18 protein-coding genes are annotated in these 25,122 nt (G+C 70.4%); 14 read left to right on the top strand and 4 right to left on the bottom strand.

Annotation, left to right across the window (positions count from 1 at the left end; all coding sequences use genetic code 11):
- The first annotated feature begins 261 nt into the window (after nt 1–261).
- The 5 genes from WBG99_RS07805 to WBG99_RS07785 all read left to right on the top strand — a co-directional run bounded on the left by WBG99_RS07805 (nt 262) and on the right by WBG99_RS07785 (nt 12,196).
- Nucleotides 262–4,254: a PglY protein gene (locus tag WBG99_RS07805; RefSeq protein ID WP_338895628.1), complete on the top strand. Its 3,993-nt coding sequence runs from the start codon at nt 262–264 to the stop codon at nt 4,252–4,254.
- Nucleotides 4,254–7,055, top strand: coding sequence for a BREX-2 system phosphatase PglZ (pglZ, locus tag WBG99_RS07800; protein WP_338895627.1), 2,802 nt, complete (start codon nt 4,254–4,256; stop codon nt 7,053–7,055). Before WBG99_RS07805 ends, pglZ begins: the two co-directional genes overlap by 1 nt.
- Complete coding sequence (gene brxD / locus WBG99_RS07795; RefSeq protein ID WP_338895626.1) at nt 7,052–8,392, top strand: BREX system ATP-binding protein BrxD; 1,341 nt, start codon at nt 7,052–7,054, stop codon at nt 8,390–8,392. The genes pglZ and brxD overlap by 4 nt, the downstream gene beginning before the upstream one ends.
- Nucleotides 8,389–10,545: a DEAD/DEAH box helicase gene (locus tag WBG99_RS07790; RefSeq protein WP_338895625.1), complete on the top strand. Its 2,157-nt coding sequence runs from the start codon at nt 8,389–8,391 to the stop codon at nt 10,543–10,545. The genes brxD and WBG99_RS07790 overlap by 4 nt, the downstream gene beginning before the upstream one ends.
- Nucleotides 10,546–11,077: 532 nt before the next feature.
- Entirely contained in the window at nt 11,078–12,196 is a 1,119-nt protein-coding gene (locus tag WBG99_RS07785; RefSeq protein WP_338895624.1) for a substrate-binding domain-containing protein, read from the top strand.
- On the opposite strand, the gene WBG99_RS07780 is transcribed toward WBG99_RS07785, so the two are convergent.
- The gene (locus tag WBG99_RS07780) at nt 12,153–12,629 is read right to left on the bottom strand and encodes a MarR family transcriptional regulator (protein ID WP_338895623.1); all 477 of its coding nucleotides are present in this window, start codon (nt 12,627–12,629) and stop codon (nt 12,153–12,155) included. The two genes, WBG99_RS07785 and WBG99_RS07780, sit on opposite strands and share 44 nt — an antisense overlap.
- A 417-nt stretch (nt 12,630–13,046) precedes the next feature.
- Between WBG99_RS07780 and urtA the strand changes: the two genes are divergently transcribed.
- From urtA to urtE, 5 genes are all read left to right on the top strand, one after another.
- Entirely contained in the window at nt 13,047–14,300 is a 1,254-nt protein-coding gene (urtA, locus tag WBG99_RS07775; RefSeq protein WP_338895622.1) for an urea ABC transporter substrate-binding protein, read from the top strand.
- Nucleotides 14,301–14,397: 97 nt separating this feature from the next.
- A complete protein-coding gene (gene urtB / locus WBG99_RS07770; RefSeq protein WP_338895621.1) occupies nt 14,398–15,282 on the top strand; it encodes an urea ABC transporter permease subunit UrtB in 885 nt (294 codons plus the stop codon).
- The gene (urtC, locus tag WBG99_RS07765; RefSeq protein ID WP_338895620.1) at nt 15,279–16,400 is read left to right on the top strand and encodes an urea ABC transporter permease subunit UrtC; all 1,122 of its coding nucleotides are present in this window, start codon (nt 15,279–15,281) and stop codon (nt 16,398–16,400) included. The genes urtB and urtC overlap by 4 nt, the downstream gene beginning before the upstream one ends.
- A complete protein-coding gene (gene urtD / locus WBG99_RS07760) occupies nt 16,397–17,170 on the top strand; it encodes an urea ABC transporter ATP-binding protein UrtD (protein WP_338895619.1) in 774 nt (257 codons plus the stop codon). Before urtC ends, urtD begins: the two co-directional genes overlap by 4 nt.
- A gap of 5 nt (nt 17,171–17,175) precedes the next feature.
- Nucleotides 17,176–17,868: an urea ABC transporter ATP-binding subunit UrtE gene (gene urtE, locus WBG99_RS07755; protein ID WP_338895618.1), complete on the top strand. Its 693-nt coding sequence runs from the start codon at nt 17,176–17,178 to the stop codon at nt 17,866–17,868.
- 313 nt (nt 17,869–18,181) lie between these two features.
- On the opposite strand, the gene WBG99_RS07750 is transcribed toward urtE, so the two are convergent.
- Nucleotides 18,182–18,451: a hypothetical protein gene (locus tag WBG99_RS07750; RefSeq protein ID WP_338895617.1), complete on the bottom strand. Its 270-nt coding sequence runs from the start codon at nt 18,449–18,451 to the stop codon at nt 18,182–18,184.
- 95 nt (nt 18,452–18,546) lie between these two features.
- Entirely contained in the window at nt 18,547–19,089 is a 543-nt protein-coding gene (locus WBG99_RS07745) for a DUF4232 domain-containing protein (RefSeq protein WP_338895616.1), read from the bottom strand.
- Nucleotides 19,090–19,471: 382 nt separating this feature from the next.
- On the opposite strand from WBG99_RS07745, the gene WBG99_RS07740 reads away from it, so the two are divergent.
- The 4 genes from WBG99_RS07740 (at nt 19,472) to WBG99_RS07725 (ending at nt 23,877) form a co-directional block, all read left to right on the top strand.
- Nucleotides 19,472–20,128 (top strand): hypothetical protein, encoded by a 657-nt coding sequence (locus WBG99_RS07740; RefSeq protein WP_338895615.1) that lies wholly within the window; start codon nt 19,472–19,474, stop codon nt 20,126–20,128.
- 231 nt (nt 20,129–20,359) lie between these two features.
- Nucleotides 20,360–20,791, top strand: coding sequence for a hypothetical protein (locus tag WBG99_RS07735; RefSeq protein WP_338895614.1), 432 nt, complete (start codon nt 20,360–20,362; stop codon nt 20,789–20,791).
- 19 nt (nt 20,792–20,810) lie between these two features.
- Nucleotides 20,811–23,171, top strand: a complete 2,361-nt coding sequence (locus WBG99_RS07730) for a hypothetical protein (protein WP_338895613.1) — start codon at nt 20,811–20,813, stop codon at nt 23,169–23,171.
- Between the two features lie 25 nt (nt 23,172–23,196).
- Nucleotides 23,197–23,877, top strand: coding sequence for a hypothetical protein (locus WBG99_RS07725; RefSeq protein ID WP_338895612.1), 681 nt, complete (start codon nt 23,197–23,199; stop codon nt 23,875–23,877).
- Between the two features lie 430 nt (nt 23,878–24,307).
- Here WBG99_RS07725 and WBG99_RS07720 read toward each other — a convergent pair whose 3' ends face one another.
- Nucleotides 24,308–25,090 (bottom strand): SDR family oxidoreductase, encoded by a 783-nt coding sequence (locus tag WBG99_RS07720; protein ID WP_338895611.1) that lies wholly within the window; start codon nt 25,088–25,090, stop codon nt 24,308–24,310.
- Between the last annotated feature and the right edge of the window lie 32 nt (nt 25,091–25,122).

Below are 25,122 nucleotides of genomic sequence, written 5' to 3'. Positions count from 1 at the left end.
CCGCGGGGAGATGCCACGGATTTGAACTGATCATGGGTGACAAGGCCGTGAGACAGCCAAGAACGCCCAGGTCACGCAAGATCGACATGTCACGAGCGGCGAGACCCTGCACTCGCGGTGATCCTTCCGGCACCGTGCGGTACGGCGGATTCCGCACCGGCGGGCCTGCGTGTCGGTGCCCCCTGGCAGGATTGGGATGCGTCGACCAGCGCGCGAGCCCCGTAGCCGTACCGCGAGCCGAGAGTAAGGACCGACCGCCTGATGCCCACGAGCGAGCTCCTGCTGAAGGACGTCATCGAGATCAAGGAAGACGTCCATGCCGGCGACTTCAAGATCGAGCTCTCCCAGGGGTTCAGCGAGACGGACGCCCGGGTGGCCGAGTACGTGGTCACCGAGCAGCTCCGGGAGGCGTTCCGGCAGGCGCTGGACATCGTGGCGGCCTGTGTCAGGTCGGGCAATTCGGAGGCCGCCTATCTGCACGGTTCGTTCGGCTCCGGCAAGAGCCACTTCCTGACCGTGCTGCACGCCGTGCTCAACAACCACCCGGCCGTGCGCACCAAGTCCCGGCTGGTGGAGGTCGTCGCGCCGCACGACGAGTGGCTGCGGCACAGCCGGTTCCTGATGGTGCCCTACCACCTCGTCGGCTCCGCCGACCTCGACTCCGCGCTGCTCGGCGGCTATGTGCACACGGTGCGCCAACTCCACCCCGACACACCGCTGCCCGCCGTGTACCGGGCCGACGCGCTGCTCGCCGACGCCCGCACCCAGCGGGCGTTCCTCGACGACGACGCCAAGTTCCTCAAGTGGCTCGGCAAGGGCGCCGCGGCCCTCACGCCGAGCGCGGCCGTGCCCGTGGAGGCCGACCCCGACGACATGCCGATGCTGGACGGTGAGGCCGGGGCGCTGCCCGCCGGGACGTGGACCGGCGCGGACTTCGACCGGGCCTTCGCGGGCGCGCCCGACGACCCCTACCGCGAACGGCTGGTCTCCGCCCTGCTCAGCGGCCCCATGGCCGCCTACGCGCAGGGCATGCGCGGCGAGGCCAGCGCGTTCCTGCCGCTGGAGAACGGCCTCAAGGTCATCTCCCAGCACGCCCAGTCCCTCGGCTACACCGGAGTCGTCCTCTTCCTCGACGAACTGGTCCTGTGGCTCCAGGCCAAGATGGGCAACCAGGACTTCGTACGCGACCAGGTCCAGCGGCTGGTCAAGCTGATCGAGTCGGGGGACAGCGGTCGGCCGGTGCCGATCGTGTCGTTCATCTCCCGCCAGCGCGACCTGTCGCAGCTGATCGGCTCGGACGTCGTCGGCGCCGACGTGACCAACCTCGAAAGCCAGATCGAGTACCTGGCCGAGCGGTTCAACGTCGTCGACCTGGAGGACAGCAACCTCGTCGAGATCATCAAGCACCGCGTGCTCGCCCCGAAGCCCGGCATGGAGTCCGTACGCGACGACGCGTTCAAACTCGTCGAGTCGTCCAACGACGAGGTGCGCCAGATCCTCCTCGACGGGCAGGGGCGCACCGAAGCCACCTGGGACGACTTCCGCGAGCTGTACCCGCTGTCGCCGGCGCTCCTCAACGTCCTAGTCGACCTCTCGGGCGCCCTCCAGCGGGAGCGCACCGGCCTGAAACTCGTCCAGGAGCTGCTGCGCCGACGCCGCGAGGACCTGAAGCTCGGCGAACTCATCCCGCTCGGCGACCTGTGGGACGTCATCGCGCAGCGCTCCGGCGCCGCGTTCACGCCCCGGCTGCGCAAGGACGCCGAGACCGCCGACCAGTTCCACGGCAGGGTGCGCGAGGAGCTGCTGCGCAAGTACAAGACCCCCGACGACAAGCGGTTCCAGGCCGACGAGCGGCTGGTCAAGACCCTGCTGCTGGCCGCGCTCGCACCCAACGTGCCCGCGCTGACCCGGCTCACCGGCACCCGGCTAGCCGCGCTGAACCACGGATCGATCCGCACCCGCGTGGGAGACGCCGGTTCCGTCGCCGCCAAGCGGCTGCGGGAACTGCAGGTCTCCTTCGACAGCGAGCTGCGCAGCGACGGGGACCGCACCGACCCCGTCTTCCACCTGCACCTCTCCGACATCGACGTCGAACCGCTCCTCGAAGAGGTGCAGGGCGTCGCCGACCAGCTCGGCTACCGACGCCAGTGGATAAAGGACCAGCTCTGGCGCGAGCTAGGCATCCAGGACACACAGCCCTTCGTCTGCGAACGGGACGTCGTCTGGCGCGGCACCCGGCGCACGGTCGAGTTCGTCTTCGGCAACGTGCGCGACACGCACCTGCCCGACGACGAGTTCGCGCCCCAGCAGCGCGGTAACCTCCGCATCGTCTTCGACTACCCCTTCGACGACGGCGACCACGGTCCCATCGACGACCTCCAGCGTGTCAAACGGCTCCGGGGGGCGGGCAGTACCGCGCCCACCCTCGTCTGGCTGGCCGACTTCTTCTCCGAGCAGACCTCCCGGCAGCTCGGCCGCCTGCTGAAGATCAACTACCTGCTGGAGCGCGACCGGCTCGACGAGCACACGGCCACCCGCCCCGCCGAGGAGCGGGCCCAGATCCGCAACCAGCTCAAGGCCAGCCGCGACAACATCAGCGGCCATCTCACCGAGGTCCTGCTCCAGCTCTACGGGATCAACCGCGCCGAGCCGGAGATCGTCGGGGCGACCCTGCCCGACGGGGAGCACCTGGTGTCGCTGCTGCCGGGCTTCACCCGTACCCGACCCGAGCCGTCCGTCGGATTCGAGCAGAACCTGCTGCTGCTCGCCGACGGCATGTTCGCCGCCCGCTACCCCAAGCACCCCGACTTCGACCCGCGCCTGACCCGCAAGGCCATCACCCCGCGCGAACTCAAGACCGCCATGGAGTGGATCGCCCGCGCGATGGAGGACGGCTCCCGGCGGGTCGTGGTGGACAGCCACCACCTGCCCGTCGTCCGGAAGATCGTGCACGCGCTCGGTCTGGGCGAGGTCCACGACGGACCGCTCAACGTCGGCAACGACTGGCGGCTGCGCATCAACAAGAAGGCCGCCGAAAGCCCCGACACCGGCCCCGACCTGGCCGTCGAGACGATCCGGGAGTGGATCACCGACCTCGGCTACGAGGGCCTCGACCGCAACGTGACCAACCTGATCATCGCGACGTACGCGCTGCTCGACGACCGCACCTGGATCTACCAGACCCAGGTGGTGCCGCAGGCCCCCGAACTCGACCGCGTCGTCCCCGGCTACGGTCTGCGTGCCGTCGCCCTCCCCGACGAGGACACCTTCACCACCGCACTGCGACGCGCCGGGGCGGTCTTCGGGCAGAGCGTGTCGCCCGTCCTCTTCGCGAGGAACGTCTCCCGGCTCGCCGCGCAGGTGCGCGCCGTCGCCGAGGAGCACCGCACCGCGGTGGGGGATACCCGGACCCTGCTCCAGGACAACGCCGTACGGCTCGGCCTCGAAGGGCCCGGCGGCGCGGACGCGCCGCGGCTGAAGTCCACGAAGGCCGCCGCCGACCTGATCGCCCGGCTGCTGCGCACCACCGACGCCACCCTCCTCACGAACGAGCTCGCGAGCGCCGCATACGAGGTGACGGACCGTGAGATCGGCGCCGCCCTCAAGCAGGCCCCCGAAGTGCTCCGGGTGCTGCGGGCACAGCGCGACACCCGCTGGTCCGACCTGGACATGGTCCGCGAACTCGCGAGCCGCGACGACGGCGTCGGTGACCGGGCCATGCGGCTGCTCGACTCCGTCCGGCGGGCGGCGAACGCCCACGAGGAGGACGAGTCCCTCGTCCCGGTGCTGGACTCGCTGCAGGAGTCGGCCGTCGCCCTCATGCGGGAGGCCACCCGGCTCGCCCAGGCGGCCAGGCCCGTGGAGCCCGCCCCCCGCGCGCAGCCGGATGCCGCGCCGACCGCGGAGGACGTACGCCTCACCGAACACGGCACGCCTCCCGTGCCCGCGGTTCCCGCCGTGCCCGCGGAGCCGGACCGAGGCGCCCCGCACTCCGGACCGGCCGCGCCGGACCCGCGCGTGGGCTACGCGGCCGGGGCGGACCGTCGCCCCGCCGCGTACGTCGTCGAACCCACCCGGCTGGAGAGCACGCTCGCGGCGACCGTCGACGGACTCAGCGCCGACATCCGCCGCTTCCTCACCGCGCACCCCGGTACCCGTGTCCAGGTCACCTGGCAGGTCGTCGAAGACGCCCACGGCGAGGCCGACGCGGCCGGCCGGGACGAGAACCGGGACGAGAAGGGGACCGAACGCTGATGGCGCTCCTGCCCCAGGTGGGACGGCGCTCCGTCGAGGCGCTCCTCGACCGGCACGCCAGGAAGCTGGCCGAGCACAGCCTCATGCTGATCCACGGACAGTACGCGGCGGGCTCGGCCACCACCTTCACCGCCGAGGTCGGCGAGCAGACCCGACGCGTCACCGTCCGCGACGAGTCCTCCGTCCTCGGCATCCTCACCGCCTGGCACAGCCACCGCGCCGAGGCCGCGCCCGGCGACCTGCTGGTCGTCACCACCGGTGTCGACGACGACCAGCTCGGCTGGGACCTGCGCGGGCACGCGGTGCACCGGCGCACCCTCACCGTCGAGAGGGCCGAGATCGTGGCGCAGCGGTTCGGGGCCACCGGGCTCGACGTGCGGATGTACCGGGAGGACTGGCTGCTCCAGGCCCTCGTCGACGCCGAACCCGCCGGACGGGGATGGCCGCGCGCCGCGGGCGTCCTCACCCGGGACGCCGCCCTGCGCGCCCTGGCCGTCGAACGCCTCGGCCTCGACCACCCGGACATCTCGCCCCACGCCACGGCGGAGGCCGCCGTCGACGCGGACGTCCTGCTCGCCTGGTCACGCACCCCCGCCGGGCCCCGCCGTTTCGCCGAACTCCCCGACACCGAACGCGGGGAACTGAAGAAATGGCTCGGCGAGGTCGCCGGACCCGCCGTCCCCGTCCTGCTCACCCTCGCCGAGACCGGGCGAGGACACGACGCGATGGCGCTCGGCCTGCTCGGCGCCGCGCTGCGCGACCCCGCCGCCGACCCCGACGTGGCCCTGGCCGTCGGAGGCCTCTTCGGCAAGGCCGGTCCGCGCCGGGGCGAGATCGGCGCCTTCACCGACGCGGTGGAGGGCACCCTGCTGCGCTGGATCGCCGAGGCCGCGCAGTCGGTCGACGCCCGGCAGAAGGTGTTCGCCGTACTGCAGCGCGCCGACGAACTGGCCCGGGACGCGGGACTCGCCGCGGGCCTCACCGGCAGCCGCTTCCTCGTCTCCAGCTTCGCCGCCGAGCTCGCCGCCGTCGTCGACGGCGCGCACAGGTCGCCCGCCGAAGGGGAGGCCGCGCTGGCCGAGCTGTCCGGGCACGCGCTGGCGGGCCTCTTCCCCGACCGGGTGCGCGTCGCCGAGATGGCCGTGCGCCTCGCCCGCTGGCTGCGCCGGGGAACACCGGCCGTGACGTCCGTCGCCACGGGCGTACGCGAGCATGTCGCCGACTGGGGCTGGGCCGACCGGGCGCTGTCCGTGCTCTGGGCCGGCGACCCCGGCGGCGACCCGGCCGTCGCGCGGAGCCTGCGCGACCTCTACGAGGACGGCCGCGCCCAGCGCGAACGGCTGGACGAGCAGTTCGCCCGGCACCTGGCCGGCTGGACCCCGAACGCCACCGCCCAGCAACCGGGCGGCTGCCTCGTCGTGGAGAACGTCCTCGACGCCGTCGTCCGCCCCCTGGCGGCGGCCGGATCGCCCCTGGTGATCGTGCTCGACGGAATGAGCAGTGCCGTCGCCGCACAACTGGGCGAGGAGGCCGAGCGCGAAGGCTGGCAGGAGATCGTCCCCCGGCCCGACGAGGGCACACGGCGCACCCGTCTCGCCGCCGTCTCCATGCTGCCCTCGATCACCCGCACGAGCCGGGCCTCCCTGCTCAGTGGCGCGGCCACCCAGGGAGGCCAGTCCACCGAGGTCTCCGGGTTCGCGTCCTGCTGGACGAAGCGGCGCAAGGACGCGGTCCTCTTCCACAAGGCGTCGATAGGGGGAGACGCGGGCCACTTCCTCGCCCCGGAACTCACCTCCGCACTCGCCTCCGACGCGGTCGTCGGCGTCGTCCTCAACACCATCGACGACGCGCTCGACTCCGGCCAGCAGGGGCAGCGCACCGTGTGGTCCCTCGGCGACATCACCTACCTGCGGGAGCTGCTGGCCGCCGCCCGCAGCTACGCACGTCCCGTCGTCCTCGTCGCCGACCACGGACATGTCATCGACCGCGGCCGGGGCCGGCTGACCCCCGCCGCGGACGGCGGCGGGTCGGCACGCTGGCGGCCGGACACCGAGGCCGGCGACGGCGAGGTCGTGCTGAGCGGACCCCGCGTCCTCGAAGGAGACGGCACCATCACCGCCGCCTGGCACGAGGACATCCGGTACGCCGCACGCCGGGCCGGATACCACGGCGGAGCCTCCCTCGCCGAGACGACCGTCCCCGTCCTCGTACTCCTCCCCACGATGCAACTCGCTCCACGCGACTGGGAACCGCTGCCCCGCGAACAGGCCACGCCCTCCTGGTGGACGCCCGCCACCACGGCACCCGTCGAGGTGCCCGAACCCCGCCCCGCAAGCGCCGCGCAACCCGCGCGGAGGCCGGCGAAACCCACGCGCCGACAGGACGAGGAACTGTTCGGCGCCGACGACGTCGTGATGCCGGAAGCACTGCCCGGGGCGGCCTCCGCTCCCGCGACCCTCGGGGGGAGCGTGGTGGCGAGCGAGGTGTACGAGGCGCAGAAGGAGTACGTCCGCAAGGCCCCCGAAGGCAAGGTCGTCGCCGCCGTCATCGACGCCCTCGCCGCCGCCGGGGGCACCATGTCCCCGGCAGCCCTGGCCGCCGCCATCTCCGCGACCGGCCGGGTGCGACGCAACATCGAGGGCTTCGTCGCCACCGTGCAGCGTCTGCTCAACGTCGAGGGATACCCGGTGCTCGGCTTCGTCGACGCCGGTCACGCGGTCAAGCTCGACATCGCCCTGCTGCGCGACCAGTTCCTGGCCGCCGACGCCAAGGCCGGGCCGCCGAGGAAGGACACGCCGTGAACGCGGCGGCACCCGCCAGTCCCGTACGCCTGCGAGAGGTCGTGGACGCGCTGCGGCGCGGCACCGTACCGCAGGCCGGGCTGGACCTGCTCGCCGTCGGCCTGGGCCGGTTCGAGGCCGCGCTCGACGACGACCTGGCCGGGGCGGCACGAGGCGGAGCGGCGTTCCACGCCATTCGCGGCGAGTACGGCTCCGGGAAGACGTTCTTCGCGCGGTGGCTCGCCGAGCGCGCCAAGCGAGCCGGACTCGCCACGGCCGAGGTCCAGATCTCCGAGACCGAGACTCCGCTCCACCGGCTGGAAACGGTCTACCGCAGACTCACCGAGCGCCTGACGACCGCCACCCACCAGCCCAGCGCACTGCGCGCGGTCGTCGACTCGTGGTTCTACACACTGGAGGAGGAAGTCCTCGACGCCGGGGAGACGGACGAGGAGGACGAGGTGGCGCTCGCGGCGGCCGTCGACGAGCTCATGGAACGCAGACTCGCCGACGTCGCCAGGACCACCCCCGCCTTCGCCGCCGCACTGCGCGGCTACCGCCGGGCCGTGGCCGCCCGAGACGGCGCCACGGCGGAAGCACTCATCGCCTGGCTCGGCGGCCAGAAGTCGGTCGCGGCCTCCGCCCGCCGCAGCGCCGGCGTCCGTGGCGACCTCGACCACTTCGCGGCCCTCGGCTTCCTGCAAGGGCTGCTCACCGTGCTGCGCGACTGCGGCCACCCCGGCCTCCTCCTCGTCCTCGACGAGATCGAGACCCTGCAACGCGTCCGCGGCGACGTCCGGGAGAAAGGCCTCAACGCGCTGAGGCAACTCCTGGACGAGATCGACGCCGGCCGGTTCCCGGGGCTCTTCCTCGTCATCACCGGGACTTCTGCGTTCTACGACGGACAGCAGGGAGCGCAGCGGCTGCCTCCGCTCGCGCAACGGCTGGCCACCGACTTCACGACCGACCCGCGCTTCGACTCCCCGCGCGCCGTCCAGCTCCGACTGCCGGGATTCGACCTGACGCAGCTCGGCGAACTCGGCCGTACCGTACGCGGCTTGTACGCCCAGACCGCCCGCCATCCCGAGCGGGTGGCCGCGCGGGTCGACGACGCGTACCTGGCAGAGCTGGCCAGGGCCGTCACCGGCGGACTCGGCGGCAAGGTCGGCATCGCGCCCCGCGTGTTCCTGCGCAAGCTGGTCGCCGACATCCTCGACCGCGTCGACGAGTTCGAGGACTTCGACCCGCGCACGCACTACGCGCTCACCATCACCTCGTCCGAACTCACCGAGACCGAGCGCAACGCGGCCGCGTCCGGGGACGCGGACGCCGGCGCCGTGGAACTGGAGCTGCCGTGAGCGGCGGGGACCTGGACCCGGCGCTCATCCACCACATCGTCAACACCCTGGGCTGGCGGAGCCTGCGCCCACTCCAGGAGGCCGCCGTCACCCCCCTGGTCTGCGGGGACGACGCCGTCCTGCTCGCTCCCACCGCGGGCGGCAAGACGGAGGCGGCCGTCTTCCCGCTGCTGACCCGGATGGCGGGGGAGCGCTGGAGCGGCACCTCCGTCCTCTACGCCTGCCCGCTGAAGGCCCTGCTCAACAACCTGCTGCCACGGCTGGAGACCTACACCTCCTGGCTCGGCCGCACCGCGGCCCTGTGGCACGGCGACACCACGGCCGGCGCCCGCAAACGCATTCTCGCCGCGCGGCCCGACGTCCTGCTCACCACGCCGGAATCGCTGGAAGCGATGCTGGTGAGCGCCAACGTCGACCACGCGTCGTTCTTCTCCGGGCTGCGGGCCGTCGTGGTGGACGAGGTGCACGCCTTCGCCGGCGACGACCGGGGATGGCACCTCCTCGCCGTACTCGAACGACTCCAACGGGTCGCGGGCCGACCGGTGCAGCGCGTCGGCCTCTCGGCCACCGTCGGCAACCCGGAGGCGCTGCTCACCTGGCTGCAGGGCTCGGGGGCGGGCAAGCGACCGGGGCAGGTGATCGCCCCTGACCGCACAGGGTTTTCGGCGACGACCGGTGCCGGGGTTTCGCCCGCGGCAGCCGGCGCCCCGGCCGCCGTACCGCCGGGAGACATCCAGCTCGACCACGTCGGCTCGCTCGACAACGCGGCCACCGTCATCGCCGCGCTGCACCGCGGAGAGAAACGCCTCGTCTTCTGCGAGTCGCGGCGGTACGTGGAGGAACTCGGCGAGAAGCTCCGGGCGAAGGGCGTCACCACCTTCCTGTCGCACGCCTCGCTCTCCCTCGACGAGCGCCGACGTGCCGAGGCAGCCTTCGCCGAGGCCCGAGACTGCGTGATCATCTCCACCAGCACCCTGGAACTCGGCATCGACGTCGGGGACCTGGACCGCGTCATCCAGATCGACGCCCCCGCCTCGGTCGCCTCCTTCCTGCAGCGCCTGGGCCGCTCGGGACGCCGCGAGGGTGCCGCACGCAACTGCCTGTTCCTCGCCCTGGACGAGGACGGTCTGCTGGGCGCGGCCGGACTGCTGCTCACATGGTCGCAGGGCTGGGTGGAACCGGTCGTGGCCCCGCCGGAGCCCCGGCACATCGTCGCCCAGCAACTCCTCGCCCTGTGCCTGCAGGAGAACCGCGTCGGTGAACACCTCTGGCAGGAATGGTGGAACGGACTCGGCCCCTTCGGCACATCGGCCGAGCCGATCGTGCGCCACCTCGTAGACCAGGGCTACCTGGACCGGGACGACGGAATGCTGTTCATCGGCCCGGAGGCGGAACGGCGCTTCGGCCACCGTCACTTCATGAACCTCACCGCCGTGTTCACCGCGCCCCCGCAGTTCACCGTCCTGCAAGGACGCGCGGAGATCGGCCGCACCGACCCCAGCCTCCTCACCGAACGGATCGACGGTCCGCGCCGGCTGCTGCTGGGCGGTCGGAGTTGGCAGGTCACGTACATCGACTGGCGGCGCAGGCGCTGCTTCGTCGAGCCCGTCGACGGCGGAGGAAAGGCCAAGTGGAGCAGCGCCGGGTTCGGCCCGGCGGGTTCCCATGAGCTGACGCGCGCCGAACGCCGGGTACTACTGGGCGAGGACCCGCCCGTGAGGATGACGGGGCGGGCGGCTGCCGCCCTGCGCCAGGCCCGCGAGGACTACCTGGAGCGAGTGCACCCCGGAGGCACCCTGATCATTCAGGACACGGGCGGCCACCTGCGCTGGTGGACCTGGGCGGGCCACCGCACGAACGCCACACTTGCCGCGACCCTCGGCACGGTCGCCGTGCCGGGGCAGCACATCAACGACCGCTGGATCCGACTGCGGGAGGACATTACCGCGCGCACCTGGAGCGACGCGACGCGGGACGTGACGGACCGGTTGTGTCTGCCGGACGTCGACGAACGCGCCCTGCGCGGCCTGAAGTTCGGCGAGGCCCTTCCTCCACGCCTGGCCGAGGCCACCCTGTCGGCCCGGCTGGCCGACACGGAGTCCGCTACCGCCGTGCTCGCGGAACCGGTGCGTTTTGTCCGGAGCCGACGGTGACATCGTCGGTGGTGCTCCGGCTGGACCAGGGGAAGGGCGGCATGGGCGTGCCGAGCACACGAAAAGCGGACGTCCCGCCCCAGCAGAGGGTGCCGGTCCGGAAACGGACTGACGACGACCTCCAAGACGCCCGAGTCCTCCCCACCCGGCACCCCGCTCCGCGCACTCTTCGCCCACCTCACCGCCCCCGGGGCTGCAGCCTGCTCGCCGACTGATTTCCCAGGGCCTGCCCGATGTGCTTGAGGTGGGACAAGCCGGCGACTGGCTGCTTTCCTACCTGCTCGTCTCTTGCCACCTGCTCCGGTCGCACTATCCCGACCTCTACGAGGACCGTTCGAGCCCTACCTTCACCAACAGACCGCAGCCAAGACCTGGGACACCGACCAGATCCTGGTACTGGCCGCCACGGAGAACCGGGCAGCGCAGACCTGATCCGGCTGCCGAGACAGCGAGTCGTGCCCCATGTCTACGAATCGGTCTCGATCCGGGCCACCGCTTGGGCCCTGAGGGCGGTGCGGCAATCATGGGGCCCATGCACCGGCCGCCGCTCCGCCTCCACGCCTCCGAGTGGTTCACGGCCGACGAGTCAACCCTGAATGTCGCGTTTGTGTATCCGATGCAGGGTCCTGCCGGAATCTTCGGCCCCGCCTGTGAGGCATGCGCGCGGCTGGCTACCGAGGAGATCAACAAGGCGGGCGGTGTCCTCGGCAAGGAACTGCGGCTGCTTGAGGTCGACGGCGGCGCGGAGCCCCAGCGGGTCGCGGACGTGGTCGAGGCCCTGGTGGCGGCGGGTGCGGTGCAGGGTGTCACCGGCTGGCACATCTCCTCGGTGCGGCAGGCGGTGGCGCCGCGGATCGCGCACCGGGTGCCGTACGTCTACACGGCCCTGTACGAGGGCGGCGAGCGCACCGAGGGCGTCTTCATGACCAGCGAGACCCCCGCCTGGCAGCTGCTGCCTGCGATGCAGCTGCTCGCTGAGGCGCGGGGTGTGCGCCGCTGGTTCGTCGTCGGCAACAACTACGTCTGGCCCCGGCGCACCGCCCGGGCCGCGCGCCGCTACGCGCGCGAGGGCCGGGGCCGGGTCTCCGGTGAGGCGTACCTCCCGCTGGGTATCGACGATTTCACCGACGTGCTGCGGCGCATTGAGCGGGCGGACGCGGACGGCGTGCTCATGCTCCTTGTGGGCAGCGACGCGGTTCGCTTCAACCGGGCCTTCGCCGCTGCCGGCCTCGATCAGCGCTGCCTGCGGCTGAGCACGCTCATGGACGAGAGCATGCTGCTGGCAAGCGGCCCCGAGGCAACCACCGATCTCTACAGCACGGCCGGGTTCTTCGCGTCACTGGCCGACCAGAACACGATGGACTTCCACGGCCGGTACGCCGGCCGCTTCGGGATGGACGCACCGGCGCCCGGCAGCCTCGGCGAGTCCTGCTACGAGGGCGTGCTGCTGCTCGCGGCGCTCATCGAACGGGCCCGCACCCTGGACGTTTCCGCCATCGGAGCGGCCGCCGAGAACGTCGCCTACGAAGGTCCACGCGGCTTGCTGAGCCTGGACGGACGGCATGTGCGCCAGCGCATCTACCTGGCGCAGGCGGACGGTCTCGACTTCAACGTGCTCGCCCAACTGCGCGCTCCGCACGAGCTGTTGTGACTCCGCCGTTGCCCTCCAGTGCCCCGGCCAGCTGATCGAGCAGGGTCTTCAGCTGCTCCGCTTCGTCCTCCGCGAGCAGGGGCTCCACGCCGCCCCAGTCGGCCCGGACCGCGCGGGACAGCCGCTGCCAGCGCTGCATGCCCCGTGGTGTGAGCTGGACCAGGACCCGGCGCCGGTCGGCGGGGTCGACGCGGCGGAAGACCAGGTTCTGGTCGACGAGTTGGTCGATCAGCTTGGTCAGGGTCGGTGCTGGCACGAAGGCGTGGTCGGCGAGGGCCGTCATGATGTGTCCGTCGCCGTCGGAGAGCAGGTCGAGTACCCGCCACGCCTCGATGGAGCAGTCGAACTCGTCGAGCACGGACTGGACTCGGCGCACCGAGAGGCGCTCGGCCCGTGTCAGCAGGTGGAGCAGGTCCTGGGGCCGCCTCGCCATCGCACTCCTCAGGTCGCATCCGCAATGTCCCCGCGGCGGGGGCGACTTGAGCCTACCGTCGACACCTCACTCTTGACAGTGGATTCCCAGAATCTGATCCTTCCCGGTGGAAGCAATAAGTGCCGTCACTGAGATGCCGCCATCCGTGCGTCGCCAGTTACGGCTTTTCTCTTTCTGACCTACCGAGATACTTCCGCTGGAAACTGTTCTTCAATTGCACGGAAACACGGTTGAAACAGTTCCGCCGCAGGCTGTGGACGCACTTCAGCGACCAGCCCGGAGGTCACCCCGGAACGGCTGGGGGACCCGCGCGCCAACGCCGCCGCCTCTCTGAAGCGCGTCTCATCCACTCCCTCCATTCCTTCCCCAGAGACTTCCGCTCACTTCGCACCGCCCTTCGGGGCAAGGAGGTATTGCATGTCCGGGCTCAGCATCAGCAGACGCGGTCTCCTCACGGGCGTATCCGCCCTCGGCGCATCCGCCGCTCTCAGCGCGTGCGGCGCCAAGACCGGCAGTGACACGTCGTCCGGCTCCGGCGCCAAGGCGGACACCTCCGGCGACACCGTCAAGGTCGGTCTGCTGAATTCGCTCTCGGGCACGATGGCCATCAGCGAGGTGACGGTCCACAACGCGCTGTTGCTCGCGGTCAAGGAGATCAACGCCGCCGGCGGTGTACTGGGCAAGAAGCTGAAGCCGATCAGCCAGGACGGCGCCTCCGACTGGCCGACCTTCGCCGAGAAGGCGCAGACCTTGATCACGGACGACAAGGTCGTGGCCACGTTCGGCTGCTGGACCTCGGCCAGCCGTAAGGCCGTCAAGCCGGTCTTCGAGCGGAACAAGTCGCTGCTGTTCTACCCGGTGCAGTACGAGGGCCTGGAGCAGTCGCCGTACATCTTCTACATCGGTGCGACCACCAACCAGCAGATCGTTCCCGCGCTGGACTACCTCAGGAAGCAGGGCCTGACGAAGCTCTACCTGGTCGGTAGCGACTACGTCTTCCCGCGTACCGCCAACAAGGAGATCCGGGCGTACGCGAAGGCCAACGGCATGGAGGTGGTCGGCGAGGACTACGCGCCGCTGGGCTCCACGGAGTTCAGCACCATCGTCAACAAGGTCAAGGACGCCGGCGCGGACGCCGTGTTCAACACCCTCAACGGCGACAGCAACGTGGCCTTCTTCAAGGAGTACAAGTCCGCGGGGCTGACCGCGAAGAGCCTGCCGGTGCTGTCGGTCTCCATCGCGGAGGAGGAGGTCAAGAGCATCGGCACCCAGTACCTGGAGGGCCAGCTGACGGCCTGGAACTACTACCAGACCACTCCGGGCGCGGCGAACGAGAAGTTCGTGAAGGCGTACCAGGCCGCGTACGGCAAGGACAAGCCGACCAGCGACCCGATGGAGGCCGCCTACATCTCGGTCTACCTGTGGAAGGAGATGGTCGAGAAGGCGGGCTCCTTCGACGTGGCGAAGGTGAAGGCGGCCTCCGGCGGCGTCACCTTCGACGCCCCCGAGGGCAAGGTCACCGTCGACGGCGCCACTCAGCACGTCTACAAGACGGCCCGCATCGGCAAGATCGGCTCGGACGGCCTCATCGAGGAGGTCTGGAACTCGGGCAAGCCGATCAAGCCGGACCCGTACCTGAAGGGCTACTCCTGGGCCTCCGGCCTCTCCTGAGCCCCGCTCGGCCCCTCGCGGTAGACCCGGCCTCGTCGTGAGGCCGGGTCACGCCATGGAAAGCCCGCACCTATCGTCCCGGACCCGGAGCCGCTTCATGACGGTCATCCTCAACCAGTCCTTCACCGGCATCAGCATCGGTGCCGTCCTGCTGCTCATCGCGCTCGGCCTGACCCTGACCTTCGGTCAGATGGGCGTGATCAACATGGCGCACGGCGAGTTCATCATGGCCGGCGCCTACACCACGTACGTGCTGCAGAAGTCCGTCAGCAGCGCCGGCGTCTCCCTGCTCGTCGCCCTGCCACTGGCCTTCCTCGTCGCCGGCGCCATGGGAGCGCTCCTGGAGTGGCTGCTCATCCGCCGCCTGTACACCCGGCCCCTGGACACCCTGCTGGTCACCTGGGGCGTCTCCCTGATGCTCCAGCAGCTCGCCCGTGACATCTTCGGCGCCCCCAACGTCCAGACCCACGCCCCGGACCTGCTGACCGGCAACATCTCGGTCGCGGGCGTCACCCTCGCCAACAACCGCCTGTTCATCCTCGTCCTCGCCCTGCTGTGCGTCCTCGCCCTCACGCTGATCCTGCGGCGCACCCCGCTCGGGCGCCGTGTCCGGGCCGTCGTCCAGAACCGCGACCTCGCCGAGGTTTCCGGCATCGCCACCGAGCGGGTGGACCGTACGACGTTCTTCATCGGCTCGGGCCTGGCGGGTGTGGCCGGCGTCGCGCTCACCCTGGTCGGCCCGATCGGCCCGACCATGGGCACCAACTACATCGTCGACGCCTTCCTGGTCGTGGTCGTCGGCGGCATCGCCCAGCTCAAGGGCAGCGTCATCACGGCCTTCGCGCTCGGCGTCCTGCAGTCCGTGCTGGAGTACTCCACGACCGTGAGCGTCGCCAAGGTCATCGTGCTCGTGGCGATCGTCGCCTTCCTTCAGTGGCGACCCCAGGGCCTGTACACACTGCGCACCCGGAGCCTGGCATGACGACAACGACCTCCCCGACCGAGACGACGTCCGTGGTGCAGCCGTCGGTGTCCCTCCTGGAGCGCTTCCGCGTGCCCGGCGCCTTCCTCCTCGGCGCCCTCCTGCTCCTCGGCGTTGCCCCGCTCGTCCTGTCCGACTTCCGGCTCAACCTCCTGGCCAAGTACCTGTGCTACGCGATCGTGGCCGTCGGCGTGAGCCTCGCCTGGGGCCGCGGCGGACTGATGGTCCTCGGCCAGGGCGTCTTCTTCGGTCTCGGCGGCTACGCCATGGCCATGCACCTCAAGCTCGCCGACGCCGCAGACACCGGCCAGAGGCTGCCGGACTTCATGCAGTTGTACGGCACGGGTGACGCGCTGCCCTGGTGGTGGAGTCCGTTCGCCAACCCGGCGTTCGCCCTCGCGATGACCGTGCTGCTGCCGATGGCGGTGGCTGCGCTGCTCGGCTTCTTCGTCTTCCGCCGCCGGGTGAAGGGCGCGTACTTCGCGATCCTCAGCCAGGCGCTCGCCGCCGCCCTGGCCATCTGGCTCGTCGGCCAGCAGGCCACCACGGGCGGGACCAACGGCCTGACCGACATCCAGGGCTTCTTCGGCTACGACCTCAACGACCCCGTGAACCAGCGGATGGTGTACCTCATCATCGCCGCCGTGCTTCTGTTGCTGATGGCCGCCGCCCGCCAGCTGTTCGTCAGCCGTTACGGCGAACTCCTCATCGCCGTACGGGACTCCGAGGAGCGGGTCCGCTTCCTCGGCTACAACCCGGCCAACGTCAAGCTGGTGGCGTACGTCGTCGCGGCCGGCATGGCGGGCCTGGCCGGTGCCCTCTTCGTGCCGGCGGTGGGGATCATCTCCCCGGCGCTGATCGGCATCGTGCCGTCCATCGGCTTCGTCATCGGCGCGGCGGTCGGCGGCCGGGCGTCGCTGGTGGGTGCGGTGCTGGGCACGATCGCGGTGGCCTGGACGCAGAGCACGCTCTCGGACGCCTATCCCGCCGCGTGGACGTACCTCCAGGGTTTGCTGTTCGTGGTGGCGGTCGGTTTCCTGCCCGGGGGTCTGGCCTCGCTGGTGACCGTCCTGCGCAAGCGCCGTACCCCTGCCCGCACGACTGGAGAGACAGCATGAGCGGCGAGGGACTGACCGTCCGCGACCTGCGGGTCACGTTCGACGGCTTCAAGGCAGTCGACGGCGTGGACCTGGACATCCGCCCCGGCGACCTGCGCTTCCTCATCGGCCCCAACGGCGCGGGCAAGACCACCCTGGTCGACGCGGTCACCGGACTGGTGAAGGCCACCGGGTCCGTGCGCTTCGGCGGCGAGGACCTCCTGGGCAAGCCCGTGCACCGCATCGCCCGCCTCGGGATCGGCCGTACCTTCCAGACGGCCACGGTCTTCGAAGAACTGACCGTCCTGCAGAACCTCGACATCGCCGCCGGAGCCAGGCGCGGCCCGCTGACGATGCTGCGGCGCCGCAAGGACATCCCCGAGGCAGTGACGAAGGCACTGGAGACCACCGGCCTCACCGACCTCCGTGACCGCCCGGCGGGCGTGCTCGCCCACGGCCAGAAGCAGTGGCTGGAGATCGGCATGCTGCTCGTCCAGGACGTGAAGCTGCTGCTGCTCGACGAGCCCGTCGCCGGCATGAGCCACGACGAACGCGAGGCCACCGGCGAACTGCTGCAACGGGTCAGCGAGGACCACACGGTCGTCGTCATCGAGCACGACATGGACTTCATGCGTTCCTTCGCACGCAGCGTCAGTGTCCTGCACGCCGGCAAGGTGCTCAGCGAGGGCTCCGTCGCCGAGGTCCAGGCCGACGCCGAGGTCCAGGAGGTCTACCTCGGCCGCGCATCCGAACCCGAGCCCGCTGCCGTTCCTGTCCCCGAGGAGGCGTGACGCCCATGCTGGAGATCAACACCGTCCGGGCGGGCTACGACCGCACCACCGTGCTGCACGAAGTGACCGTCGCGGTACCGAAGGACGGCGTCGCGGCCGTCCTCGGCCACAACGGCGCCGGCAAGAGCACCCTCCTGCGGGCGGCCATGGGGCTGATCAAGCCGACGGGCGGGACGATCCTGCTGGACGGCGAGGACATCACCCGCCTCGCTCCGCACCAGCGGGTCGCCCGAGGTATGGCCTACGTCCCGCAGGGCCAGCAGTCCTTCCCGCACCTGACCACCGCCGAGAACCTCCAACTCGTCGCCGACGGCCGCCCCGACGGCAACGAGGCCATCGCCGAGTCCCTGGACCTCTTCCCGGTCCTGCGCGAGCTGTCCGGCCGCCGCGCCGGACTTCTCTCCGGCGGCCAGCGCCAGCAACTCGCCATCGCCCGCGCCCTGATCACCCGCCCCCGACTGCTCCTCCTCGACGAACCGACCGAGGGCATCCAGCCCTCCGTCGTCTCCGAGATCGAGGAGACGATCCTCGCCCTGACCCGGCGAGGCGGCCTGTCCGTCCTCCTCGTCGAACAGCACGTCGGCTTCGCCATGCGGGCCGCCCAGGGCTACTACGTGCTGGAGGCGGGCCGGGTCACCTCCTCCGGCGAGGGAGGAGCGGAGTTCGAGCAGACCGTTCGGGCGGCGCTCAGCGTGTGACGGAAGGGGCAGGCGCCCCGAGTGCCTGCCCGCTCACCACCTGACCTTCCCCGCCGTGATGCCGAAGCGCGTCGGGCCAGGGCTGTGCAGCGGATGTGTCAGGCCGACCGCCGACAGGCTTCCAGCGTGCGGTAGCCCTGTCCGGGCGGACGGCCCCCGCCCCGGGCCGGGTGCGCGCGGGCTCCTGCATGGAAGTACCCCTCGCAGCGCTTCTGCGGACGTGCGTCATCCGGCGCGAACGATCGTGGGAGCGCTGAAGTCTGGCTGTGGTGTCGGGGGCATCGGCTTCTACAACGGCAGACCGCGGCTCACGTCACGCTCGACGGGAAGGCACGAGCCTCTGGAGCGGCGATGCCGACTGTTCGACGGAACAGCGGGTGGCCGCCGTTACACCGGCGGTACGGGCGGTGAGGTGGTCGACGGTGTCCGGCAGCATCCGGCACATGAAGGCGTGGTGCTCTTCGAACCGGCCGGTCAGGGCCTCGGCCAGGGTGCTGTGGCTGGCATCGATGGTGCCGTGGGCCAGGTCCGCCAGGGCTTTGGGGCTGCGGCCGAGTCGCCGGAGTACCCTGCTCGCGCTCATGCTCCGCGTCCCACGGCACCGCCATCACCGGCGGTGCTCGCCGCGCACCCGCGACCGCGGTCTTGCCGTGACGGTGCCGTGGGACGCCGGACGGCTCAGCCGAACAGGGCGTTGTCCACGTCGCTCTGCCAGTAGGTGACGTAGTTGGAACTGTTGAAGTACACGCCCCCGTTGGGCAGCTTCAGAGTCTTGCCCGCGCCGATCGAGCCGTTCAGCTGCCTGTTGGAGAACGACACGCCCAGGGTCTTGGCGGTGTGGCCCTCGTAGCCGTCGGGCGTGTACGTCCCGATGCCGGCGTACGCGGACTCTCCGGGAGCCAGTGTCACCACGGCCTGAGGCCGGCTGGACTCCAGCCACGGGACGGCGGCCTGGGCACCGGCGCCGGCGGCCAGGAAGGGCGCGCCGTAGGCGTTGCAGAGCTTGGTGCCGGTGTTGGTGACCGTGAGCAACAGGTGGTTTATGGGGTGGGGGACATCTTTGACCGTCAGCTTCGTGTTCTCCGTCGTGCAGTCGACGATCGAGGCGGCCTTCCTCGGGGCGGCGGCGGAGGCGGCCTGGACAGCGACGAGCGAGAGGGCCGCGGCCACGACCATGGATGAGACGGCCGCGCGGGCGGTGAAGCGGTTGGCGCTACGCATGGAAAGACTGCTTTCTGTGATGTTCCGAGAAATGATCTTCTGGTCCTGGCCGACGGTCGGTCGTGCCTGGGTGTGCCGTGCTGGTAGGTGGTGCCGCTGCCCGGCCGGATGCCGGAACGCTGCCGTGCGACGGCCCTGCCTCAAGGCCGACTTGGTGCCAAATCCAGGAGAGTCCAAAGCGCCGTCACCGGGTGGCCGGAGCGGCGTGCTTGGATGACCAAAGCCTGTGCCATGCTCCGTCCCATCCGCCATTCCAGGCGGGCACTTCGGGACGCTGGGGGCAGCACACGGGCCTACGACTGCGTCCTCGTCGTCGTCCCCCTCTGCACGGCCAAGCCGCTCTTCCGCCTCGCAGACGCCGAGCGCGCGGCCGTCGACGTCGGTGAGCGGCGGTGCCACCGTCGCCCCGGACCGGGCCCAGGACACCGCCCCGGACGGTGCACCCGCGCCACTGACGGTGAGCGTCCGTGCCCACGCCTGGAAACACCCCTGCGACGCTTCCTCCCTGGTCGACCGGCCCCCCACCAAGGTTCCGCAGCCGCCGCTGCCGCAGGACGCCCAGGGCTGGGCGAGCGAACTCGGCGCCGTCCCCGCCGGCGGGCAGCGCGTGGCCTTGACCGTCCAGGGCACCGGGGAGCAGGCCGTGGTCATCGAGTCGCTGTACGTCCGCGTGATCGGCGCCGAAGCGCCGTTGGCCTGGAACGCGTACGCCATGGGCGATGGCTGCGGCGGAGGTGTGGCGACAAGGCCGTTCGAGGTGGACCTCGACGCCGCACGGCCCACTGTGGTGCCGAAGGGAGGCCAGCGCGGTTTCCCCTACAGCGTCAGCCGATCCGACCCCGAAGTGCTTCACATCACCGCCCACACCGGCTCCCGCTACGTGAGGTGGTATCTGGAGCTGCAATGGTCCAGCGGCGGCCGCCAGGGAACGATGGAGATAAGGGACCAGAGCGAGCCCTTCCGTACCAGCGCCATGAACGGCCGTCCGCGCTACGGATTCCCGCTCGGTGGCACCACGTGGTTCAAACGGGAGGAATGAACCTTTCGTCGTCTCTGGGGCCGTATCTGCCGGCTTCGGGCAGGCGGGGAGGCCGGGGAGGCCGGTTCCACAGGGCATGACCCTGCCGGGATTCGATCGTTGTCGTCCGGGCTTCGGGGAATCAACTACCGGCCGCCCCGTGGGCGGGTGATGGTACAAGAGACAGGTGATCAGGTCGGTGGCCGCGCGAGTACGGTGGAGTGGCCTGCCCGGATGGCCTTGGGGGAATTCATGACGTTCGAACAAGAATGGGCCGAACTGCGCGCGGCGGCGGCCGAGCGGACTGCCATGCAGATCAACAGCATTCCGGCCGACGGCGGCGGAGGTGGTGGTGGCGGGAACGACCTGGTGGTCAATCGGGACGACCTCGGCGCTATCGGCAATGACGCGTATGACCTGCTGGGTCGGCTGGCGAAGGAGGGCGACATCGCCCGTCCTTCCACGTTCGACGCGGCGACGGCGCTGACCAACGGGAACTTCGTGAGCGGTTCGGCCGTGCTGAAGGTGCATGACTTCTGGCAGACCCACCTGAAGACGCTGCTGGACGCCTGCGCGCAGATTTCGAATCACCTCGACTACAGCAAGGCCCAGCACGCCAAGGACGAGGCGAAGATCGAGGGAGATCTGACGCGGATGTCGGTGCTCACGGAATACATGAAATAGGGCTCGGGGGAGCGCGCAAATGCTGAAGTACGAGGACATAATCGACGCCCCGGTGGCGAAGCTGAAGGCCGCCGCCGACGACTGGTCGGAGATGGCGGGAAAGCTGGACAAGCTCGCCACCGACGCCGCCGACGGGATGAAGGCAAAGGCGGACAGAGCGGCCTGGGAGGGCGTCAACGCAGGGGTCACCAAGGCGTTCATCGGTAAGACGGCCAAGGAGTTCGCGGACGCCGCGGCCGAGGCCAAGGGTGTGAAGCTGATCCTGGAAGAGGGTTACGCGGCCATCAAGAAGGCCAAGGACGACCTGGTCAACATCCAGGACCACGAGGGGCCCGCGGCCGGCATCCGCGTGGACGGCAACGGCAAGGTCACGGCGCGGAACCCGTTGTCCGGGATCCCCGCGGCGCGGCACGACCCCGACTACAGCCAGCTTCTACGGGAGGAGGAGCGGAACATCGAGTCGTGGCAGAAGAGGATCGACCTCATCGTCGACAACTGCAACGACACCGACCTCGCCCTCAAAAACACCCTTGAGGCCAACGTTACCGACCGCAAGGACTTCAGCGCTCCGACGTACACGAAGCTGGACCAGGAGGAGGCCGCCCGCGCCGCCGCTCTGGCGGCCAAGGGCCGGGACATCACACACGCCGAACTGCAGCAGCTCAACGAGCTGCTGAAGGACAACGGTTCGTCGGTGGAGTTCTCCAAGAACTTCTACGAGAAGCTCGGCCCCGAGAAGTCGCTCGCGTTCTTCGGCCAGCTCTCCACGGACACGTACGAGTACGGCAAGGTCGACCCGCAGCGCCTCAAGGACGTCCAGGACCTCCAGGAGAACCTCGGCCTCAACCTGGCCACCGCCTCCCACGACAAGGCATTCACCGACAAGTGGGGTCCGGAGCTCCGCCAGTTGGGTACGGAGCGCATTCCGCTGGCCAAGCACGACTACGGCGGGCCGTTCGGATACCAGCTGCTCGGCGGGATCATGCGGTACGGGAACTACGACGCGAAGTTCCTCAACCCGATCGCCGAACACGTGGCGCAGCTGCACGCGAAGGACCCGTACATGTTCGCCGAGAACAAGGTGGTGAACAGTCCGTTCAAGAACCCGTTCAACCCCTCCGGCGTGAACGGGGCCGGCTACGACCCGGCCACCGCGATGCTGGAAGCCCTCGGCAACAGTCCGGAAGCGGCGAAGAAGTTCTTCGCCGACCCCCCGACCGCGTACAACGAGGACGGCACGGTCAACCGCGGTGCCACGGCCGACCTCGGGAAGGACAAGGACGGCGAGGCGATCGACAACTACCTCGACTTCTTCGGCAACGAGAAGTGGGAGTCCTTCCCCGACGTCAACTCGCTCGACGAGAAGGAGCTCAAGGCGTCGCTCGACCAGATGCCCGACGCCCTCGGCCACGCCCTGGAGGCAGCGACCCTCGGCTACCCGGCCGGGCACCCGGACCCCGGCGTGGTGCGGGACGCGGACAACGCCGCGGTCATGCAGCAGGTCATGGAGAAGTACGGTGCGGACCCGGGTCTGCTCAAGGAGCACCACGAGGCGATGGCCGACAGCCTGGGCGTCATGGGCGGCGGCTACATCGACGACGTCAACTGGGCGTTGGCCAAGAACCATCCGGACAGCGTGTTCGCGCCGGGCAAGAACCCGGAGGGGCACCTCGACTTCGCGGACACCGTGGACGGGAACGGACGGAGCGTCGTCCGGGGCTTCCTCAGCACTTTGGGTCAGCACCCGGACGCCTACGCGACGGTCTCGACCGCGGAGCAGGTCTACACCCGCAGCGTGCTGGAAGGGGCAGTGGGCCCGGACGGAAAGATTGACGACGAGGTCGCTGCCAGGGCCAGGGCGACCGTGCGCGTGGGCGCCGAGGTGCAGGGCATGCTCGACCAGTCCCGGGCCGACCAGGTGGAGGCGACGAACCTCAAGACCCACGAGGACTACGAGAAGGCGGTCGCCAAGCGGGCGGGCTGGGTCGAGTTCGGGGCCGCGGCGGGCATCGCGGCGGGCGTCGCCTTCCTGCCCGCGACCGCGGCCGTGGGCACGGCCGCGGTGCTCGTCCCGCTGGCGACCGACACCGCCAGTGGTGCTGCCGAACAAGTCATCGGCCAGATGGTCGGCGACATCTCCGACAAATCAGTGGACGAGCACAAGGAGAAGATGGAGGAGCTCACCGATGAGGAGAGAATGGCGATCTTCTCCGCCGGTGAGGCCCTGGCTGAGGCACCGATGGAGGAGTTTCTGGGGCGGCACGTCCCGGACCCCGAGAACAGCACGTTCGCGCAGGACCTTCGCGAATCGATGCTGATCGGCTACGGGGTCGGCAACGACCGGGAGAACCAGCAGGGCAACCGCCCGGAGACCGGCTGAGGCCGGCGGCCGAGGACACGTAAGGATGCGGATAGTGATCAATCGTAGGCCGGTGCGCGTTGGACTGCTTGCCACGGCCGTGGCCGGCTTGTTGTATCTCGGGGCCACCGGTTGTGGTGGGGACGGAGACGAGGAGGCGGCCGACAAGGCTCTGCCGGGGACGCAACTGTGCGGTGGCGACGCCGTGTCCGCCCAGGCGTCCAAGGCGCTGAAGGTGATCACGGGGTCGTCGCGGTTCGGGACGACGGCGGAGAAGTCCACCGTCGCGCGGGCCGCGACGGACCTCGTCGAGGCGTTTCCGGTCGCCACCGGGGGGCGCGACGACGTCTGCCGCATCTACACGGCCGACGGTGCGCCGGATTTCGCGATCCGAGTCACCTGGGGGCTGGATGGCGGCCCCCCGACGGGAACTCCGGCCGCGGATTTCACCGTGCTGGATATGGGGGAGCGCACCCTGGCGGCGGCGAACAGGGCGTCGGTCCGGTTCGCGTGCCGGAGCGACAGGTTCCCCAACTCGACGAATGCGGCTCACGTCGCCATCGGCGTGGAGCGCTGGGGCATGCCGACGGAGCCCGAGGGCGACATCGAGGCGTTGAAGGACGCCTACGCGACCGTGGCCCACTCCTTCTCGCTGGCCATGGCCAAGGAACTGCGCTGCGAGAAGAACGGCGGGCTCCCCGCGAGGCCCGTGCTGGATCCCGCGTAGCCGCTGACGTACGCGGGTACGGCTGTGATCAGGGGGCCCTTCCTGTCCGGAGGAGGGGCCGTCTGCGGTATGCGGTCCGCCACGGGCGAGCGGTGCACGGACCTCGTCTCCAGGCGGCAGTCCCAGCGGTGGGGCCCGGCTGGTCTGGCCCAACCTCGGCTTGGAGCGTCCCGCCTACTCGCGTGAGGAGGTGTCCCAGCCATCCTTCGTTGGAAGACGGCTGAGGCCGTCGCTCGCCCCATCTCTCCGTCATCGCCCGGGGCAGTGACACGGCGTGGGAGCTGCAGATTACGGGGGCGGGCAGGGGGAGCACCGCCCCCGGCATGATCTTCGCCCTTGGTCGCACGGTGCGACCGGGCACTGGCGCAGAGGAGGGCGCCGACGGTGACGCCGGCGGCGAGCCCTGCGCCGCTGAGAATCGGGGGACGGGTCAGTTGCGTCCGGCCATGACGCCGCCGTCGACGTCCCAGACGGCGCCGGTGACCCAGTCGGTCCGGTCCGACAGAAGGAAGGCCACGGTGGCGGCCACGTCGTCGGGGGTGCCGGTCCGGCCGAGAGGGTGGAAGGTGTTGAAGCCGTCGAGGACGGAGTCGACGTCCGCCTTGGGGATGAACTCCTCGTAGATCGGGGTGCGCACGACGGCCGGGGCGACCGCGTTGACGCGGATACCGTGCGGGGCGAGTTCCATCGCGAGGTGCTGGGTCAGCGAGTGCAGCCCGGCCTTGGCCATCGAGTACGCCGACGAGGGCGTCGCGGCGACGGCCTGGTGTGCCCACATGGAGCCGATGTTGACGACGGAGCCCTTCGCGCCGCGCTCGATCATGTTGCCGACGACGGTCTGGGTGAGGAAGAAGAAGGCCCGGTTGATGGCCTGGTAGCGGTCGTAGTCCTCGGACGTGTGCTCCAGGAAGGACTTCGGGGCGAAGACACCGGCCGCGTTGACCAGGAGGGTGGCGTCGGCGTGCTCCTCGGTGAGGACGGCGCGCAGGCGGTCGACGGCCGCGGGATCGGCCAGGTCGGCCGCGAGGCCGACGGCCTTGCCGTGGGTGGACAGGGCGTCGGCCGCCTCGTCGGCGCCGGACTGCGTGCGGCCGGTGACGACGGCGGTGCCGCCGGCGTCGAGGACGTGGCGGGCGACGGTGTGGCCCATGCCGCTGGTGCCGCCGATGACGACGACCTTCTGGCCGGTGAAGTCGAGGGGTGTGGTGGACATGTGGTGCTCCTGGTGCAGAGGGGTGGCCCGGG

Origin of the sequence: Streptomyces sp. TG1A-60 (genome assembly GCF_037201975.1) — a bacterium.
In the GTDB taxonomy this organism is placed as follows: Bacteria; Actinomycetota; Actinomycetes; order Streptomycetales; family Streptomycetaceae; genus Streptomyces.
The sequence above is the reverse complement of the archived record's forward strand: the minus strand, read 5'-3'. Positions and strand labels throughout refer to the sequence as shown.